A 14,794-nucleotide genomic window follows, 5' to 3' on the forward strand; every position below is an offset into this window, starting at 1 on the left:
CGGACAGGCCCCGAAGGTCGGAGGCATCGCGGATCGTGTCGAGGAGGGGGGTGTCTGCGGGCATGGAACGCTCTGAACCTTTGTCGGGAAGAAACGCCGAGGCGAGAGGCTGATATGGGTCGCGGGCGCGCTTCGGTCAAAACGCCCGCGCGGGTTCCTACGAGCCGGGCGCCGCGGCGGTTCCGCGCGGGACGCGAAATCCGGGCGATCAGGGCTCGACGTCGAGGGGCGCCGCGCCGCGCGCCGACCCGTCCGGGCCGAGGCTGATCTTCTCGATGCGCGCCTCGGCGCTCTTCAGCAGCGCCTCGCAATGCGTCTTGAGCGCCTCGCCGCGTTCGTAGACACGGATCGACTCCTCGAGCGGCACGGAGCCCTGCTCGAGCTTGCGCACGATCTCCTCGAGCTCCGCGAGCGCCGCTTCGAAGGGCATCTGCGCGATGTCGGTGGGGCTCTGCTCTGCCATGAAGCTGCTCGGGTCCGTCCTGTCGTCTTCGCAGGCGGAGGCATAGCCCGCGGACGCACGGGCTGGCAAGGTTTCGCGCGGCACCGCCGCCAGCGCATGGCGGCTGCGCGCGACATGCCGCCCGACGGTCTTCCCCGAGTCGCACGTACGCCCTAGCCTTCGTCGAGGCGCGAGCGTGCGAAAACGAGGTGACGGGCGGGCATGGACGAGAGCAATCCATACGGAACGGCGAAGTTCGGCGTCGGACAGCCGGTGCCGCGCACCGAGGACCCCATGCTGCTTCGCGGCGAAGGGCGCTACACGGACGACGTGGCGCTGGAGGGCGCGCTCCACGCGGTCGTCGTGCGCTCCAGCGTCGCCCACGGCGTGCTGCGCGGGATCGACGTCGCCGGCGCGCGCGAGGTCCCCGGCGTCGTCGGCGTCTATACGGCCGAGGATCTGGCCTGGACGGGCCCCCTCCCCGCGGGAATCGCCGCGACGCTGAAGAACGCCGACGGCTCGGCGATGGTCGTGCCCGCACGCCCCGCCTTCGCCACCGGCAAGGTGCGCTGCGTCGGCGACCCCATCGCCCTCGTCGTCGCCGAGACCGCCGCCGCCGCGCGCGACGGCTCGGAGGCGGTGATGCCCGACATCGAGGCGCTGCCCGCGGTCGCCGACCCGCGCGAGGCGCTCGCCGAGGGCGCGCCGACGATTTGGGACGAGGCGCCGGGCAACCGCGCCATCGACTGGGCCTTCGGCGACGCCGCCGCCTGCGAGGCCGCCTTCGCCCGCGCCGCGCACGTCACACGGCTTTCGGTCGCCTCCAACCGCGTCGTGCCGAGCCCGATCGAGCCGCGCGCGGCGATCGCCTCCTACGATCCCGCGGACGACCGCTTCACCCTTCGGCTCGGCAGCCAGGGCGTGTTCCCCATGCGCGGGCTGCTGGCCAAGGCCATGGGCGTCGCGCCCGAGCGCATCCGCGTGCTGACGGGCCAGGTCGGCGGCTCGTTCGGCATGAAGTCCGCCGTCTACCCGGAATACGTGGCGCTGCTCCACGCGGCGAAGGCGCTCGGGCGCCCCGTGCGCTGGGTCGACACCCGCTCGGAGAGCTTCCTCTCCGACCATCACGGCCGTGCGCTCGGGCTCGACGGGGCGCTGGCGCTGGATGCCGAGGGTCGCTTCCTCGCGCTGCGGATCGAGGGCGTCGCCGATCTCGGCGCCTGGCTCAACCCGGTCGCGCCGCTGTTCTCGACGATCAACATCCCCAAGAACGCCGTCTCGGTCTACCGCACCCCCGTCGTCCACGCGCGAATCACCTGCGCCTACACCAACACGACGCCGGTCGGCCCCTACCGCGGCGCCGGGCGCCCGGACGGCAACTACCTGATGGAGCGCCTCGTCGACACCGCCGCCGCGGAGATGGGGATCGATCCGGTGGAGCTGCGCCGCAGGAACCACGTCGTGCCGGACGCGCTCCCCTTCGAGACCGCCGCGGGGACGCGCTACGACAGCGGAGACTTTCCCGCCATCCTCGACGCGGCGCTCGCCGCCGCCGACGTAGTGGGCTTCCCCGCGCGCCGGGAGGAGAGCGCCGCGCGCGGGCTGCTGCGCGGGCTCGGAATCGGGCAATATTGCGAGGTCACCGCCGTCGTCAGCGCCGAGATGGGCGGCCTGCGCTTCGAGAAGGACGGCACGGTGACGCTGCTCACCGGCACGCTCGACTACGGCCAGGGCCACGCCACCGCCTTCGCCCAGGTGCTCTCGCAGCGCCTCGGCGTCCCCTTCGCGTCGATCCGGCTCGACCAGGGCGACAGCGACCGTCTCGTCGCCGGCGGCGGCACCGGCGGCTCGAAGTCGATCATGGCCTCGGGCGCCGCCATCGTGGGTGCCGTCGCGCGCGTCGTCGAGGCCGGCCGTCCGCTCGCCGCGCACGCGCTCGAGGCCGGGACGGTCGACATCGTCTTCGAGGACGGACGCTTCGCCATCGCCGGCACGGACCGGTCGATCGGCGTGCTGGAGCTCGCCGCGCGGCTGCGCGAGGAGGGCTTCCTCGCGACGCTGCCCGACGATGTGCCTCGTACCCTCGACGTCACGCACGTCCACGAGGCCTCGCCCTCGGCCTACCCCAACGGCTGCCACGTGGCCGAGGTCGAGATCGACCCGGAGACGGGCGTCACACGCGTGATGCGCTACACGGCGGCGAACGACTTCGGCGTCGTGGTCAACCCGCTCCTCGTCGAGGGCCAGCTCCACGGCGGCGTGGTGCAGGGGATCGGGCAGGCGCTGATGGAGCGCGTCGTCTTCGACGCGGACGGGCAGCCGCTCGCGGGCTCCTTCATGGATTACGGCCTGCCGCGGGCGGACGACGCGCCGTTCCTCGCGGTGGAGAACCTCGAGTTTCCCGCAACGACGAACCCGCTCGGCGTCAAGGGCTGCGGCGAGGCCGGCTGCGCCGGGGCACTGCCGGCCGTCATGAACGCCGTCGTCGACGCGCTGCGCCCCCGTGGCGTGCGCCACATCGACATGCCGGCGGTGCCGCAGGCCGTCTGGCGCGCGCTGCGGTCCGCGGAGAGGGGCACGCCGGGCGGCGCCGCCTGACGCGCCACCCGCCCGCGAATCGGCTACAGTCGCGCACGAAGCGGGAACGGTCGGCGGGTGAGGGGCGCGATGCTGCGGCGGTTGGTGATCGGTGCGGCGGTGCTGCTGGCGCTCTTCGTGGGCGCTCTGGCGCTCGTGCCGCTCCTCGTGCCGGCGGAGACGGTGCGCGCGCGCATCGCCGCCGAGATCGAGGCGCGCACCGGCTGGCGCGTCGCCTTCGACGGGCCGGTCTCGCTCGGCGTCTTCCCGGAGATCGCGCTCACCGCCGAGCGCCTGCGCATCGAGAGCGCGGCGAACGCCCACGACGCGCTCGCCGCGGACGTCGAGCGCGCCGCCTTCGGGCTCTCGCTCGCGCCGCTGCTCTCGGGCTCGGTGCGGCTGACAGAGATCGCGCTCGAGCGCCCGGTCGTGCGGATCGTGCGCGGGGTCGGGGCGGCGCCGGAACGCGACGAGACGCCCGCCGGGGACGTGAGCGGGCTCGCCGCGATCGCGATCGACCGGCTGAGCGTGACCGACGGGCTGCTCGTCCTGCGCGGGGCCGCCGGCGAGAGCCGCCTCGACGACCTCTCCCTCGTCCTCGCCATGCCCGACCCCGCCCGCGAGTCGACGCTCGAGGCGACCGGTCGCCTCGACGGGCGCGCCTTCGCGCTCGACGCGCGCGTCGATTCGCCCGCAGCGCTGCTGGCGGGCGCGGACGCGGCGATCGCGCTCGGGATCGAGGCGCCGGGCCTGCTGCCGGCGCGGCTCGCGGGAGAGGCGCGTGCGGCCTTCGCCAGCCCCCGCCTCGTACTGCGCGACCTCTCCCTCGAGAGCGGCGAGAGCCGGCTCGCGGGCGCGGCGGACGTCGTTCTCGGCGGTACGACGCCGGCGATCGACCTGCGCCTCGCGGGCGCCCTCCTGGATCTCGACGCGCTCCTCCCGGCCGGGGACGGCGGCGCGGGGCCGCAGACGATCGACCTTTCCGCGCTCGGCGTCGTCGTAGGGGACGTCGAGCTCGCGCTCGAGCGCCTGCGGGTCGCGGGGCACGAGATCGCGCCGGCGCGCCTGCAGGTCCAGCTCGAGGACGACGCCGCGAGCCTCGTGGTCGACGAGGCCGGCTTCGCCGCCGGCATCCTGTCCGGCGAGGCGCGAATCGGCCGCGACGGCGCGCAGGCGCGGATCTCCGGCAGCCTCGCCGCGCGCGACCTGGACGCCTCCGTCCTCGCGGCGACGCTCGCCGCCCCCCCGGCATCGGCGGACGCGCCCGCGCTCTCCGGCGTCGTCGCGGCCGACCTGCGCTTCGCGCTCGCCGGAGAGACGCCGCAGGCGCTGCGCGCGAGCCTCAACGCCGCCGGGCGCCTCGCCCTCGCGCAGGGCGAGGCACGCGTGCCCGCCCTCGCCACCGTGGCGCCTGGGGGAGACGCGACCCGGCTGTCGCAGATGACGCTCGCCGTCGATCTCGTCGACCTGACGCGGCCGGTCGGACTCTCGGGAGACGCCGTCTGGCGCGGCGAGCGGATCGGGCTCGACGGCTCCCTAGACCTGCGCGCCCTCGTCGAGGGCCGCGCGGCGCCCCTCGATCTCGCCCTCTCCTCGCCCCGGTTCGAGGCCGGCTATCGCGGCACGCTGGAGCCGCGAGGCGCGACCGCCGGCGAGGCGTCGCTGCGCACGGGCTCCCTGCGCGATCTCCTCGCCTGGCTCGGCCGCCCGCCGGCCACGCCGGGCGGGCTCGGGGCCTTCGCCATCGCGGGCCGGGTCGACGTCGCGCCGGGCGCGGTTTCCGTGAGCGACGCGCGCCTGTCGCTCGACGGCGCGAGCGGCACGGGCACGGCCAGGATCGCCGTCGGCGGGGCGCGGCCACGCCTCGAGGCGCGGCTCGCCCTCGACCGGCTCGACCTCAACCCCTATTTCGGCCTCACCGCGAGCCCGGGAGGCGCCGGCGACGGCGGCGGCTGGAGCGAGGCTCCGGTCGACCTCTCGGCCCTGCGCGCGCTCGACGCCACGCTCGACCTCTCGCTCGGCGCCCTCGTCTTCCGCGGCATCGAGACCGGCCGCGTCTCCCTCGCCGCCCGGCTGGAGAACGGCGCGCTCGCCGCCGACCTCCAGGAGATCGCGCTCTACGGCGGAGGCGGCAACGGCCGCGTCGAGGTGGACGCGAACCCGGCCGCGCCGCGGCTCACCGCCCGCTTCGGCTTCGCCGACCTCGACGCGCGCCCGTTCCTCACGGACGCCGCAGGCTTCGAGCGGCTGGAAGGGCGCGGCAGCGTCCGGCTCGACGTCTCGGGCCGACTGGTCACGCAGCGCACGCTGATGGAGAGCCTCTCCGGCAGCGCCGGCTTCGCGTTCCGTGACGGGGCGATCCGCGGCGTGGACGTCACCGCGCTCGCGCGGCTTCTCGCGACGGGCATCGTCGACGGCTGGCGCCTCTCGGAGGGCGCGCGCACGGAGCTGTTCGCCTTCGAGGCGGGCTTCGCCGTGGCGGAGGGTGCCGCGCGCACCGACGACCTGCGGCTCGTCGGCCCGCTCGTCGACACGAGCGGCACGGGCACGATCGACCTGCCCGCGCAGCGCCTCGCCTTCACGGTGGAGCCGCGTGTCGCATTCGAGCAGCGCCGGGGCGAGGGCGTGCGGCTCGTGGGCTTCGGCGCGCCGGTGCGGATCGAGGGGCCGTGGGCGCGGCCGCGAATCTACCCCGACATCACCGGCGTGCTGCAGGACCCGGCCGGGGCCTACGAGCGACTGCGCCAGCTCGGCACCGGCGTGTTCGGGCTCGATCTTCCGGGCGTCGCTCTTCCCGGCGTCGACGCGCCCTCCGCCGGAGAGGCGCTGGAGCGCGCCGTCGGCGCCGAGGCCGCGCGCGGGCTCGAGCGGCTCCTCGGCGTGCCGCAGGCCCCGGCGCAGCCACCGCCTCCGCCCGTTCCCGACATCGGGACCTCCCCCCCGCCCGAGCCGGCCCCCTTCCCCCGCGATCCGGCCGCCGAGGCGGCACGGGGCCTCATGGATCTCCTTTTGAACAACCGCTGAACCCAGCCTGGAGGAAGCGGCAACCACGATTGCCGGAGAAACGGCCGAGATCCGTCCCGTCCCGTAGGCGTCACGGTTGACCCGGGGGCGCCGGACCATTCTAAATAAGGCGAAACGCGGCACCGCCGCGCACGAGGGAGGATCTCATGGCCGACACGACCAAGCGTTCGCTCATCGCCGCCGCCATGGCCGGCACCATGCTCGCAATGACGCCCATCGCGGCGTCCGCGCAGGATAGCCAGGACTACCTGCTCGCCACCGCCTCGACGGGCGGCACGTACTACCCCGTCGGCGTCGCCATCGCGACCCTGGTCAAGGTGCGCCTGCAGAACGCCGAAGGCATCAACATGTCGGCGATCAGCTCGGCCGGCTCGGGTGAGAACATCCGCCTGATGCGCGACAACGAGGTCCAGTTCTCGATTCTCCAGGGCCTGTTCGGCGCCTACGCCGCCCAAGGCACCGGCCCCGTCGAGGCCGACGGCCCGCAGGAGAACCTCCGCTCGATCGCGCAGCTCTGGCCCAACGTCGAGCACTTCGTCCTGCGCTCGGACCTCGCCGAGACGGGCATGATCGGCGACATGGAGAGCGCAAAGGGACAGGCGGTTTCCATGGGGTTGCAGAACTCCGGCACGATCGGCTCGAACGAGGTGATCATGGCGAACCTCGGCATGCCGCTCGAGGAGTACGAGCTGGCGTACATGGGATACAACCCCTCCGCGGACGCGCTGCAGAACAACCAGATCGTCGCGATGTCGACGCCGGGCGGCGTGCCGGTGGCGGGCGTCACCCGCGCCTTCGCCGCGATGGGCGACGGCGTGACCCTGCTCGGCTTCAGCGACGAGCAGATCGCCGAGGCGAACGGCTCCTTCGAGGACCTCTGGGTCGCCTATCCGATCCCGGCGGGCACCTATCCCTCGCAGGACACCGACGTCACCACGATCGCGCAGCCGAACTTCCTCGCCGTCAACGCCGACGTTCCGGAGGAGACCGTCTACCTCATCACCAAGGCGATCTTCGAGAACCTGCCGTTCCTGCAGGCGATCCATCCCGCCACCAACGAGATGAGCCTCGACGTCGCGCTCGCCGGCCTGCCGCTGCCGCTGCACCCCGGCGCGCTGCGCTACTTCGAGGAAGCCGGCCTGACCGTTCCGGATCGTCTGCGTCCCTGATCCCCGCGCGAGAGGCTGGGCGGCGCCGTGGTGCGCCGCCCAGCCTCGACCCGAACAGTCCGTCCGGCGGCAGACAATCCGTTACGTCGGCGCAGCCGACGCGGGATCTCGCGGGCCCTGATCCGTGATACGAAAGACGTCACCATGACCGACGCGCCCCGGTTGGATCCCGCCGGTGACGAGAAGCCCGTCATCGACAAGGACGTCAGAGCGGACGACGTTCAGAAGGACGGCGTTGAGAAGGACGTCGAGGGCGAGTTCGAGGCCCATGTCCGAAGCTTCGAGGGCACCCTCGTCGGGCGCGCCGCCTGGGTGGTGGGCATCGCGCTCGCGCTCTACCACATCTGGGTCAACACGCTCGGCACGTTCGATCAGCTCTGGCTGACCGCGTTCCACTTCGCCGGCTTCGCCTTCCTCTGCGCCTTGCGGTATCCGCTGGTGCGCACCCGCTCGCCCCGCGCGACCCGCGCCGTCCTCGTCTTCGACGTCGCCTTCGGTCTCGTCGTGGCGATCGCGACGCTCTGGCTGATCTCGAACCAGAACGCGATCTACGACCGCGGCGTGAAGCTCTCGCAGCTCGACTACGCGCTCTCGTTCATCGTGATCGGCGGCGCCATCGAGCTCACCCGCCGCGCGACGGGGCTGATCATCCCGATCCTCATCGTGATCGCCCTGACCTACGTGGTCTGGTGGGGGCCCGAGGCCCCCGGCGTCTTCCGCTTCGCCGGCCTGTCGCTCGAGACTCTGCTGTTCCGCTCGATCTTCTCCGACGAGGGCATGTTCGGCTCGATCGCGCTGATCTCGGCGACCTTCGTCTTCCTGTTCATCCTGTTCGGCGCCTTCCTCGTGCGCTCGGGCGCGGGAGAGTTCATCATCGACCTCGCCCGCGCGGTCGCCGGGCGCTTCGTCGGCGGCCCGGGCTTCGTGGCCGTGATGGCGTCGGGCCTGACCGGGACGATCTCGGGCTCCGCGGTGGCGAACACCGTGTCCACCGGCGTCATCACCATCCCCTTGATGAAGCGCGCGGGATTCCCGCCCAAGTTCGCGGCCGGCGTCGAGGCCTCGGCCTCGACGGGCGGCGGCCTGATGCCGCCGATCATGGGCGCGGGCGCCTTCGTGATGGCGACCTACACGCAGATCTCATACCTGGAGATCGCCGCCGTCAGCCTCGCTCCCGCGGTCGTGTACTTCCTGGCGGTGGCGTTCTTCGTGCGCATCGAGGCCAAGAAGCTCAACCTCGTCGCCAACGATCCGGATGCTCCGAGCGCCTGGTCGGTGCTGAAGCGGGGCGGCCCGAGCTTCCTCATCCCGGTCGCGGTGCTGATCGGGCTCCTCGTCGCCGGATACACGCCCGTCTATGCCGCCGGCTTCGCCATCGCCGCCTGCATCGTCGCGTCCTGGATCACGCCCAACCGCATGGGCCCGCGGGCGATCCTCGACGCGCTCGCGCTCGGCTCGCAGAACATGATCATGACGGCCGTCCTGCTCGTCGCGGTCGGGCTCCTGATCAACGTCATCGCCATGACGGGCATCGGCAACACATTCTCGCTCATGATCAGCGAGTGGGCCGGAAACAGCCTCCTCATCGCGCTCGTGCTGATCGCGCTCGCCTCGCTGGTGCTCGGCATGGGGCTGCCGGTGACGGCGTCCTACATCGTGCTCGCGACCCTCTCCGCACCTGCGCTGCACGCGCTGATCCAGAACAACGCGCTCATCGACGTGCTCGTCGCCGGCGGCGTGCCCGAGGCCGCGCGCATGACGATGATGCTCGCGGACCCCAACGCGATGACCGCGCTCGCCGCGCCGATGTCACGCGACGCAGCGTCGGCCTTCATCGCGGCGATGCCGCCCGAGGTGCTCACCCTCGTCTACCCGATGGTGCTCGACCCGGTGACGGTGAAGCTCGCGCTGCTCTCGGCGCACATGATCATCTTCTGGCTCAGCCAGGATTCGAACGTGACGCCGCCGGTCTGCCTCACCGCCTTCGCGGCTGCGGCGATCGCCAAGACGCCGCCGATGGCGACGGGCCTGGTCTCGTGGAAGATCGCCAAGGGCCTCTACCTGATGCCCATCCTGTTCGCCTACACGCAGTTCCTCGGCGGACCGCCGCTCGAGGTCTTGCACATCTTCGTCATCGCGACGGTGGGCGTCTACGCGCTGGGCGCAGCGATCGAGGGACACATGGAGGCGCCGCTGAACTGGCCCGTGCGCATCCTCCTCTTCGCCGCCGGCGTGGCGCTGATCTGGCCGAACAACACGATCGTCGAGACGCTCGGCGCCGTCGGCGTGATCGCGATCTTCGTCTGGAACGTGCGGGAGGACCGCAGGCGGCGCCGGCCCGTGCCGGCCGGCGCCTGACGTCGGCTCAGCCGCAATCGGCGACGAGCCCCCTCAGCGCGGGACCCGCGCCGGCGAGCGGGAACGTGCCGGCATCGGCGCCGTCGATCGTCACCGACACCGAAAGCGTCCGTGCCGTGGCCATCGCCGCGACCAGCGGCGTGCGCTTCGGTATTCGCTCCACGCTGGCGAAGAAGGTGCCGTTCCAGCGCATCGGGAGTTCGGTCGCCTCCGCGCCGGCCTCGAAGCGCGCGGTGACGTCCGGCTCGCCCTCGGGACCGGCGACGGCGGCCGAGAGCATGTAGATGCGCAGCGCATCGACGTCGCAGGCCAACGTCAGCGCCTGGCCACGCGCCGGGCTGACGCTGGCGCTGAGCGCCCGTGGGTTGAAGGTCCACGCGTCCACGCCCGGCACCTGGCCGAAGGCCGCGCCGGACGGCAGCGACACGGCCAGCATCGCGGCGATCCCGATGCGCGACGAAACTCCTCTCATGCCTCGCTCCTCTCTCGGTGCCGGATCGGGCCGGCGCGACAGGAATGTCGCTCGCACCACGCGCGCGGCAACAGCGGCATGCGGTCGCGACATCGTCCTGTCGTGGTCGTCCGCTACCCGCGGCGAGATCGGCCGTCGCGACGGGCGGAGGGAGTGCGGGATGGGTGCCGACGAGGAAACGCTCGATCTGCTGGCGGAGATGGAGGCCCTGCGCGACGAGGTCTCCAGCGAGGGGCGGCGGCGGTGGGATGCCTTCCGCGCGGACGTCGACCGCACGCCCTTCGCCGTCGGCGCGCTCAATCTCGCCCATTACCTGGCGCTTCGCCGCCGCGACCACCGCGCGCTCCAGCGCGGGCTGATGCTGCGGGGCCTGTCCTCGCTCGGGCGGCTGGAGGGCCGCGTGCTCGCCACGCTCGACGCCGCCACCGTCGCGCTCGCGGCGCTGGCGGGCGAGGAGACGTGCCGGCACGCGCCGTCGCAGCGGCAGTTCTTCCGCGGCGAGACACGCCTGCGCGCCGCGACGGAGCGCCTGTTCGGTCCCGCGCGCCCGGAGCGCCAGGGGCGCATCCTCGTCACGCTGCCGAGCGAGGCGGCGGACGACCCCGCCCTCGTGGCGGGCCTCGCGCGCGCGGGCGCCGACGCGCTGCGGATCAACTGCGCGCACGACGGCCCGGAGGCCTGGCGCGCCATGATCGCGCATGCCCGCGCTGCGGAAGCCGAGACCGGACGGCGTCTGCGCATCCTCATGGACATCGCCGGCCCGAAGATCCGCACCGGCAGCGTCCTTACGCCGGACGAGCGCGCGCGCGTCGGCGTCGGCGACCGGCTGCTGCTGGCCAGGACCCTCGCCCCAGGCTTCGCGCAGACCTTCCCCTTCCAGGCCACCTGCACGGCGCCCGAGGTGCTGGCCGCCGTCGGCGAGGGCGCGCGGGTCGCGGTCGACGACGGGCGCTTCTCCGGCCGCGTCGTCGCCCGGGCGCACGATGGGCTCGTGGTGGCGATCGACCAGGCGAAGCTCGGGGGCGCCCGGCTGAAGCCGGAGAAGGGGCTCAACTTCCCCGAGACGGCGCTCGCCCTCGACCCGCTCACCGACAAGGACCGCGCCGACCTCGACGTGGTGGCGCGGGACGCCGACCTCGTCGGCTACTCCTTCGTGCAGACCGCGGGCGACATCCGCCGGCTGCAGGCGGAGCTCGCCGCGCGCACGCCCCGCTGGCGCGAGATCGGCCTCGTCGCGAAGATCGAGACGCCCGTCGCCGTGCGGAACCTGCCGGAGATCATGGTCGCCGCCGCGGGGCGGCAGCCCTTCGCGGTGATGATCGCCCGCGGAGATCTCGCGGTGGAGATCGGCTTCGCGCGGCTGGCGGAGATGCAGGAGGAGCTGCTCTGGCTCGCGGAAGCCGCGCACGTGCCGGTCATCTGGGCGACCCAGGTGCTCGAGCGCCTCGTCAAGTCCGGCCTGCCCTCGCGCGGCGAGATGACGGACGCCGCCATGGCGGCGCGCGCCGAATGCGTGATGCTCAACAAAGGCCCGAACGTCGAAGCCGCCATTCAGGCGCTCGACGGCCTGTTCCAGCGAATGGGCGAGCACCAGTCGAAGAAGACCCCGACGCTGCGGGCGCTTCGCACATGGTGAGCGCGGCGCTCCCTCCGCGAGCGCCGCGCCGGCCGGCGCGTCACTGCGCCTCGATCGGCTCCGTCGGCGACACCGGCGTGTCGGCCTGCGGGTCGATCGGCACCGGCGCCGGGGCCGGCTCCTCGATGGCGCCGGTCACCGGCACGTCGCCGGCGTCGTAGCCGTCCATCAGGAAGAAGGCCAAGATCGCGCCGATCACCACGATGGCGCCGATCGCCCAGGCCATCCCCATGCCGGAACGACGCGCGGGCCGCGCCATGCGGTCGTCCCGCGCCTCGGCTCGAGGATGGGTCGCATCGGTGCGCGCCGCGACCGGATCGGCCGGGCGGGCGCCGCGGGTGGTCTCGCCGGGGCGAATCTCGCCGGGGCGCGTGCCGAACGGGTCCGTCGGCGCGGTCGCCGGCAACGGGTCGACCGCACGATCGGTCCCCGTGTGGGGCGTGCGCGGATCGGCGGGGTCGCGTCCATCGTTCGTCGCCATCTTGGCCTCCTTTCGGCTCGAGCGGCGTTGGTGGCGCCTCAACGCCGAACTCGCGAACGGGTTTCGCGGCCGGCGGACGGCGCCTTCGCCGGCATGCGACTTGAAGCGCGCGCGAGAGAGCGCTAACCGTCGCATCGTGCACACGAGGACGGACGAGCCGATGAACGCCCCGATGAACGCCCCCGCCGATCCCAAGAAGCTCATCAAAGGCGCCACCGGCGACTGGGAGGTCATCGTCGGCATGGAGATCCATGCCCAGGTCACGTCGCAGGCGAAGCTGTTCTCCGGCGCCTCCACGGGCTTCGGTGCGGCGCCGAACTCGCACGTCTCGCTCGTCGACGCGGCGATGCCCGGCATGCTGCCCGTGATCAACCTCGAATGCGTCCGCCAGGCGGTACGCACCGGGCTCGGCCTCAAGGCGCAGATCAACCTGCGCTCCATCTTCGACCGGAAGAACTATTTCTACCCGGACCTGCCGCAGGGCTACCAGATCTCGCAGTACAAGCACCCGATCGTCGGCGAGGGCGAGGTCGTGGTCGACATGCTCGACGGCGGGTCCTTCACGGTCGGCATCGAGCGCCTGCACCTCGAGCAGGACGCGGGCAAGTCCATCCACGACCTGCACCCCACGATGTCCTACGTCGACCTGAACCGGTCCGGCGTGGCGCTGATGGAGATCGTCTCGAAGCCCGACATGCGCTCCTCGGAGGAAGCCAAGGCCTACGTGACGAAGCTGCGCACCATCCTGCGCTATCTCGGCACCTGCGACGGCGACATGGAGAAGGGCAGCCTGCGCGCGGACGTGAACGTCTCGGTGCGCCGCCCCGGCGAGCCGCTCGGCACGCGCTGCGAGATCAAGAACGTCAACTCGATCCGCTTCATCGGCCAGGCCATCGAGTACGAGGCGCGCCGCCAGATCGGCATCCTCGAGGACGGCGGCAGGATCGACCAGGAGACGCGCCTGTTCGATCCCGGCAAGGGCGAGACGCGCTCGATGCGCTCCAAGGAGGAGGCGCACGACTACCGCTACTTCCCCGACCCCGACCTCCTGCCGCTCGAGCTCGAGCAGGACTTCGTGGACGGCCTCGCCACCGGCCTGCCGGAACTGCCCGACGAGAAGAAGGCGCGCTTCGTCGCCGACTTCGGCCTCTCCCCCTACGACGCGGGCGTGCTCGTCGCCGATCGCGAGCAGGCTGATTATTTCGAGGCGGTGGCGAAGGGCCGCGACGGCAAGGCCGCCGCGAACTGGGTCATCAACGAGCTGTTCGGGCGCCTCAACAAGGAGGGGCTCGACATCGCGGCCTCGCCGGTGTCCGCCGACCAGCTGGGCGAGATCGTCGACCTCATCGCCGACGGGACCATCTCGGGCAAGATCGCCAAGGACCTCTTCGAGATCGTCTGGGCCGAGGGCGGCGCGCCCCGGCGGCTCGTCGAGGAGCGCGGCATGAAGCAGGTCACAGACACCGGCGCCATCGAGGCGGCGGTGGACGCGGTGATCGCGGCGAACCCCGACAAGGTCGAGCAGGCCAAGGCCAAGCCCTCGCTCGCCGGGTGGTTCGTCGGCCAGGTGATGAAGACGACCGGCGGCAAGGCCAACCCGCAGGCGGTGAACGCCCTCGTGAAGCAGAAGCTCGGGGTGGAATGACCCCGCGCATCCGCCCCGTCGGCCGCGACGATCTCGCGGCGGTGCGCGCGGCGCTCGTCGCGAGCTGGCACGCGACCTACGACCCGATTCACGGCGCCGCGAAGGTGACCGAGATCACCGACCGCTGGCACGCCCTCCCCGCGCTCTCCCGGCAGGTGGACCGGCCGGGAACGGTCTTCCTCATGGCCGAGGGGGCGGACGGCGGCGTGCTGGGCTCCGCCCTCGCCCATGTCGACGACGGCGAGGAGGCCTGCCTGCGCCGGCTCTACGTCACGCCCGGCGGGGAGGGCCGCGGGCTCGGCAGGCTCCTCCTCGACGAGACTCTGGCGCGGCTCGCCGAGCGGGACGCGTGGCTCGAGGTCGAGCCCCGCAACACCCGCGCCATCCGCTTCTACGAACGCGAGGGCTTCGTGCTCGACCGGCCGGCGCAGGGGTGCGGCGGGCGTGCCGATCTCGAGGCGGTGATCATGCGCCGCCCGGAGCGCCCGATCGCACGCGCGGTCGTCGACGCCGACGCGCAGGACCTCTTCGGGCTCCTGACGCTGGCGTTCGCGGAATATCCCGGCTGCTACATCGATCCGCACGACGACTACCCGGAGATCGTCCGGCCCGCGACGCGGCTCTCGCAGGCGAAGACCACCTTCTGGGTGATCGAGGACCGGTCCGGCCGCGTGCGCGCGTGCTGCGGCGTGAAGGCGCCGGACGCGGACGGCACGGCGGAGCTCACCAAGCTCTACGTGCGCCGCGACCAGCGCCGCCGCGGCCTCGCGGCCCACCTCGTCCGCCTGGTGGAGGACGCCGCCCGCGCCGCCGGCGCACGCCGGCTGGTCCTGTACACGGACACCCGCTTCACCAAGGCCCATCGGCTCTACGAGCATATGGGCTTTTCCCGCTTCGGCGAGGAGCGCGCGCTGCACGACGTCTCGGGGTCGGTCGAGTACGGCTACGGGAAGGCGCTGGGGTAGGCGCCGGACGGAACCCGAGCGCGGC

Annotated in this window: 10 protein-coding genes; 7 read left to right on the forward strand and 3 right to left on the reverse strand. The window is 72.8% G+C overall.

Annotated elements, in window-relative coordinates:
- Positions 1-208: 208 nt before the first annotated feature.
- The gene (locus ACTZWW_RS02775) at positions 209-463 is read right to left on the reverse strand and encodes an exodeoxyribonuclease VII small subunit (protein ID WP_444779409.1); all 255 of its coding nucleotides are present in this window, start codon (positions 461-463) and stop codon (positions 209-211) included.
- A 201-nt stretch (positions 464-664) separates the two neighbouring features.
- Here ACTZWW_RS02775 and ACTZWW_RS02780 point away from each other — a divergent pair, with 201 nt between their 5' ends.
- The 4 genes from ACTZWW_RS02780 (at position 665) to ACTZWW_RS02795 (ending at position 9,570) form a co-directional block, all read left to right on the forward strand.
- Positions 665-3,040, forward strand: a complete 2,376-nt coding sequence (locus tag ACTZWW_RS02780; RefSeq protein ID WP_444779410.1) for a xanthine dehydrogenase family protein molybdopterin-binding subunit — start codon at positions 665-667, stop codon at positions 3,038-3,040.
- 57 nt (positions 3,041-3,097) lie between these two features.
- On the forward strand, positions 3,098-6,043 hold the full coding sequence (locus tag ACTZWW_RS02785) for an AsmA family protein (protein WP_444779411.1): 2,946 nt from the start codon (positions 3,098-3,100) through the stop codon (positions 6,041-6,043).
- A gap of 146 nt (positions 6,044-6,189) precedes the next feature.
- The gene (locus ACTZWW_RS02790) at positions 6,190-7,212 is read left to right on the forward strand and encodes a TAXI family TRAP transporter solute-binding subunit (RefSeq protein ID WP_444779412.1); all 1,023 of its coding nucleotides are present in this window, start codon (positions 6,190-6,192) and stop codon (positions 7,210-7,212) included.
- 144 nt (positions 7,213-7,356) lie between these two features.
- On the forward strand, positions 7,357-9,570 hold the full coding sequence (locus ACTZWW_RS02795) for a TRAP transporter permease (RefSeq protein ID WP_444779413.1): 2,214 nt from the start codon (positions 7,357-7,359) through the stop codon (positions 9,568-9,570).
- 7 nt (positions 9,571-9,577) lie between these two features.
- On the opposite strand, the gene ACTZWW_RS02800 is transcribed toward ACTZWW_RS02795, so the two are convergent.
- The gene (locus tag ACTZWW_RS02800; protein WP_444779414.1) at positions 9,578-10,042 is read right to left on the reverse strand and encodes a hypothetical protein; all 465 of its coding nucleotides are present in this window, start codon (positions 10,040-10,042) and stop codon (positions 9,578-9,580) included.
- A 160-nt stretch (positions 10,043-10,202) separates the two neighbouring features.
- Between ACTZWW_RS02800 and ACTZWW_RS02805 the strand changes: the two genes are divergently transcribed.
- Positions 10,203-11,678: a pyruvate kinase gene (locus tag ACTZWW_RS02805; RefSeq protein ID WP_444779415.1), complete on the forward strand. Its 1,476-nt coding sequence runs from the start codon at positions 10,203-10,205 to the stop codon at positions 11,676-11,678.
- Between the two features lie 40 nt (positions 11,679-11,718).
- Here the strand turns inward: ACTZWW_RS02805 and ACTZWW_RS02810 are convergent, their stop codons facing one another.
- Entirely contained in the window at positions 11,719-12,159 is a 441-nt protein-coding gene (locus tag ACTZWW_RS02810; protein WP_444779416.1) for a hypothetical protein, read from the reverse strand.
- Between the two features lie 172 nt (positions 12,160-12,331).
- On the opposite strand from ACTZWW_RS02810, the gene gatB reads away from it, so the two are divergent.
- Together gatB and ACTZWW_RS02820 are read left to right on the forward strand one after the other, a co-directional pair.
- Positions 12,332-13,804 carry an Asp-tRNA(Asn)/Glu-tRNA(Gln) amidotransferase subunit GatB gene (gatB, locus tag ACTZWW_RS02815; protein ID WP_444779527.1) on the forward strand — a complete coding sequence of 491 codons (1,473 nt, stop codon included), beginning with the start codon at positions 12,332-12,334 and terminating at the stop codon, positions 13,802-13,804.
- Complete coding sequence (locus ACTZWW_RS02820; protein ID WP_444779417.1) at positions 13,801-14,769, forward strand: GNAT family N-acetyltransferase; 969 nt, start codon at positions 13,801-13,803, stop codon at positions 14,767-14,769. Before gatB ends, ACTZWW_RS02820 begins: the two co-directional genes overlap by 4 nt.
- The last annotated feature ends 25 nt before the right edge of the window (positions 14,770-14,794 follow it).

Source organism: Salinarimonas sp. NSM (genome assembly GCF_052380005.1).
Lineage (GTDB): Bacteria > Pseudomonadota > Alphaproteobacteria > Rhizobiales > Beijerinckiaceae > Salinarimonas.